1 protein-coding gene is annotated in these 538 nt (G+C 63.4%); it reads left to right on the top strand.

Features of this window, described 5'->3' with window-relative positions:
- Positions 1-538, top strand: a 538-nt coding sequence (locus AC6A67_RS00795) for an IS110 family RNA-guided transposase (protein WP_498034616.1), incomplete at both ends; no start/stop codon positions are given.

Below are 538 nucleotides of genomic sequence, written 5' to 3'. Positions count from 1 at the left end.
TCTGGCCGAATATGGCATCGTCCTGCCTCAGGGAGCCTGGCGCTTCGCGGCCCAGGCCCCGACAGCGATCGAACATAATTGCCTGTCGGATCTCGGGCGCGAGCTATTCGAGGAACTTCTCGACCAGCTTCGCGACGCAAATGCCCGCATCGCAAAGCTCGACGCAAGGATCATGGAGATCTGCCGGCAGCATGACGATTGTCGCCGCCTGGCTACCTTGCCTGGCGTCGGGCCCATTATCGCCACGGCACTGGTAGCCAGTATCGACGATGCCCGGCACTTCCGTTCTGGGCGAGAGCTCGCCGCCTGGATTGGGTTGGTGCCCCGACAATATACGACCGGAGGCAAGCCGCGCTTGGGTGGCATCGGTCGACGTGCCAATCACTATCTGCGCAAGCAGATGATACACGGCGCCCGAGCCGTTATCAGCCGTCTCGCCAACCGGGACGACCCGCGGTCGGCATGGCTGAGGGGCGTCGTCGAACGGCGGGGTTTCAACAAGGCGCTCGTTGCGCTTGCCAACAAGACGGCGCGCATT

The organism is Camelimonas sp. FR25 (genome assembly GCF_059740505.1).
This window is presented reverse-complemented; position numbering and strand designations above follow the sequence as displayed.